Below are 3,113 nucleotides of genomic sequence, written 5' to 3'. Positions count from 1 at the left end.
AACTGGTTCTCGAGGAGATCGCTAGTGACAAGGCCGCGACGCGCGAAGGCGCAGTGCGAGGCCGGACATGGTCACGGCCCGTTACGTGATGCAGTGAAATGAAGCGCGTCGTCTGCGTGGACCGCCTGCTCAAGTGAGCTTAGTCCAGCGTGGCTCGAGCCAGAAATGGGGCGAGGAGTTCCCGGGCGATCTCCGGGGTCACGACGTCCGCTGGGGCCAGCTTCTCATAGGTGTAGCTCTCCGGGTCATCGTAGATCCGCTCCGCGATGAGCTTCGGCTTCGGCTCGTTTGTATACGTAAAGATCTGGAAGAGGTGATGCGTCATCAGATAATGCGCCGCGGGGTCAGCGTCGATGCCGTGGTCCTTCAGGCACACGCCGGGCACGACGTGAGTCCATACGGCTTCCGTCGTGACGCCGTAGTCGTCGACGCCCATGTTCATGGTGCGTGCGCCCATCACGTTCTGGCGTGTTTCAGCGGCTTCACGATAGAAACCCTCGACGGCTGCCTTGCCCGTCAGAACGTGCATTTGCCGCCGGTCACCAACGCGGTACATGGGTTCATCGACCGTGAGTTCAGGAACGATGATCTGATCCCAGTATCCCGCCACCTCCAGCAGCAAATGACGGAAGTAGTTCTTTAACATAGCCCGGTGATGCGGATGGGTCGTCTTGTGGAGAAACGCTTCGACTTCCCGGGGCCATTGGGTTACGTCGAACTTTGCGGGCACGTGCATCAACGTCAGCGCGTCTGTCGTGGGCATTTCCCGGCCTGGCGCCGCCAGGTTGGCATATTTCATGACTAGCTCTCCTCTTGCTTGTGCGGATGGAATTCAAATGACGTGCAGGTCTGCGCAGCTGCTTCAGACAGGCGCCCCGCGAAAGCAGGCGCCCTTACGCGGTGACAGACACAATTAGCGCACCTTCACGCTCAACTCTCCCAGGCCCGTGATACCACCCTTCATGATGTCGCCGCGATGAACGGGTCCTACTCCTTCGGGAGTGCCGGTATAGATGAGATCACCAGGCTGCAGTTCGAAATACGTGGACAGGTTGGCGATGATTTCCGGCACGGACCAGATGAGCTTGCTGAGGTCTGTCCTTTGCCGATCCTCGCCATTGACCTGTACCCAGAGCGCGCCCCGGTCGATGTGGCCGATTTCGCTCGCTCTGTGGAGCGGCGCGATGGGCGCCGATTGATCGAATGCTTTGCCAGGTTCCCACGGTCGCCCCTTGTCTCGCAGCGCCAGTTGCAGGTCGCGCCGGGTCATGTCGAGACCGACCGCGTAGCCAAAGACATGATTGAGCGCATCTTCTACCGCGATGTCACTGCCTGCGCTTCCAATCGCCACGACCAGTTCGATTTCATGGTGGTATTCACTGGTGTTCGACGGATACGGAACGTCGACGGTCGTTCCAGTCGGGACGTTGACGATGGCATCCGCCGGTTTGCAAAAGAAAAACGGCGGTTCGCGGTTCGGGTCGAAGCCCATTTCGCGAGCGTGGGCAGCGTAGTTTCGGCCTACGCAGTAGATGCGTCGAACCGGAAAGACGGAGTCGCCGCCCTGGATTGGCACCGTCGGCGCGGGTAAGGTGAACTCGATGCGCATGCAGGCAACTCCTTTCTTCAATAGCGGCTACGTGGGGGGTGCTCGTTTCTCAACTGACGGGAAGTATGGTTGTGCGCTGCATCCTCGTCCAACGATGAATACTGACATCGTGATCTCGAAGTCAGATCACCACGCCGCACTTCGGCTTGCCCGACGGTCTTGTGCAGCGCAACCTCCAAACGTATCTGCTTGCAGAGTGCCTTGTTCTTGCCGCGAGTTACCCGCTATAGGGGATGGGCGAACGTGTCTGCGCCTAAGTACTTGACACCACGCTCGGAAGACTATATTTCTCGACCAATACCATTCGGCGACTCGACATATGCTCGACGGCGTATCCATGGATCAACTGCGTACATTCATCGCTGCCGCAGACGAAGGAAGCTTCTCCGCGGCGGGACGCAAGCTTCGCAGGACACAGTCCGTGGTGAGCCAGACGCTCGCCAATCTCGAAGGCCAGATCAATGTGTCCTTGTTCGACCGGAGCGGTCGTTATCCGCGATTGACGGAACAAGGCGCCGTCCTGCTTTCACAGGCGCGTCTCGTCGTCGGCGGCATGGATGGTTTCAAGTCGACGGCGCGAGCAATCGCAGAAGGACTTGAACCGGAGCTTTCCGTGGTGGTGGACGTCATGTATCCCATGGCCTCGCTCACAATGGCGGTCGGAGAATTCCGCGACGCGTTTCCTCACACGCCATTGCGGTTATATGTCGAAGCGTTGGGTGCGGTAGTGCAGCGAGTACTGGAGCGCGCGTGCAGGCTTGGGATTAGTGGTTCCATGCCGGCCGTGCCGGAAACGATCGATGCCGAGAAGCTGCTCGATGTGCCCATGGTCACCGTTGTCGCTCCTAAGCATCCACTGGCGTCGTTTAAAAGAGTGATCCGATCGCGCGAGCTGGAAGGATACGTGCAGCTTGTATTGACTGATCGCACGCCGCTGACCGATGGGAAGTCGTTCGGCGTGTTCTCTCCGCAGATCTGGCGATTATCGGATCTCGGCGCCAAGCACGCGTTCTTACGGGCGGGCCTCGGCTGGGGGCACATGCCCGCGGCGATGGTACACCCCGATCTGGTTTCAGGCGATCTGGTGCCGCTTCGAATCGAAAACTTTCAGCCCCGAACGCCGCCGATCGCAATGTATGCGATCTATCGCAGAGACACACCGCCAGGGCCCGCAGGCCGCTGGTTCCTCGGTCGACTGAAGCAAACCTCAAACGACGACTGACCGTTGCGGGCTGATGATTGCTACCTGAGAAGCGGGAGGGCGATTCAGCTTCACCTCGTTAGAGCCCAAGCAGGATCGCGCGCCGATTGGCGGCTGCCTTCCACGCAAATCTTGCTGTCTCCGCCAGGACGTTGCGTCCGTTGACCGGGAGGTGAGCGTGGCTGACGAAGAACCCGGCATTTTTCGCTGGACTACACGTCACTATTCGCGTGCACGCCGGTTCGATGCGTACATCGACATCCTGTGCGCCTGGCGTTTTTCCTTCGAGCAGACCGTTGTATC

At 59.4% G+C, this 3,113-nt stretch carries 3 protein-coding genes; 1 reads left to right on the top strand and 2 read right to left on the bottom strand.

The window, feature by feature from the left end; genetic code table 11:
* Positions 1-139: 139 nt before the first annotated feature.
* Entirely contained in the window at positions 140-799 is a 660-nt protein-coding gene (locus QOC89_RS30025; protein WP_323048361.1) for a hypothetical protein, read from the bottom strand.
* A gap of 114 nt (positions 800-913) precedes the next feature.
* Entirely contained in the window at positions 914-1,609 is a 696-nt protein-coding gene (locus tag QOC89_RS30020; RefSeq protein ID WP_323048360.1) for a fumarylacetoacetate hydrolase family protein, read from the bottom strand.
* Positions 1,610-1,928: 319 nt separating this feature from the next.
* Here QOC89_RS30020 and QOC89_RS30015 point away from each other — a divergent pair, with 319 nt between their 5' ends.
* Positions 1,929-2,831 carry a LysR family transcriptional regulator gene (locus QOC89_RS30015; protein ID WP_323048359.1) on the top strand — a complete coding sequence of 301 codons (903 nt, stop codon included), beginning with the start codon at positions 1,929-1,931 and terminating at the stop codon, positions 2,829-2,831.
* Positions 2,832-3,113 lie beyond the last annotated feature (282 nt).

This window comes from Paraburkholderia sp., from assembly GCF_034668105.1.
Classification (GTDB): domain Bacteria; phylum Pseudomonadota; class Gammaproteobacteria; order Burkholderiales; family Burkholderiaceae; genus Paraburkholderia.
The sequence above is the reverse complement of the archived record's forward strand: the minus strand, read 5'-3'. Positions and strand labels throughout refer to the sequence as shown.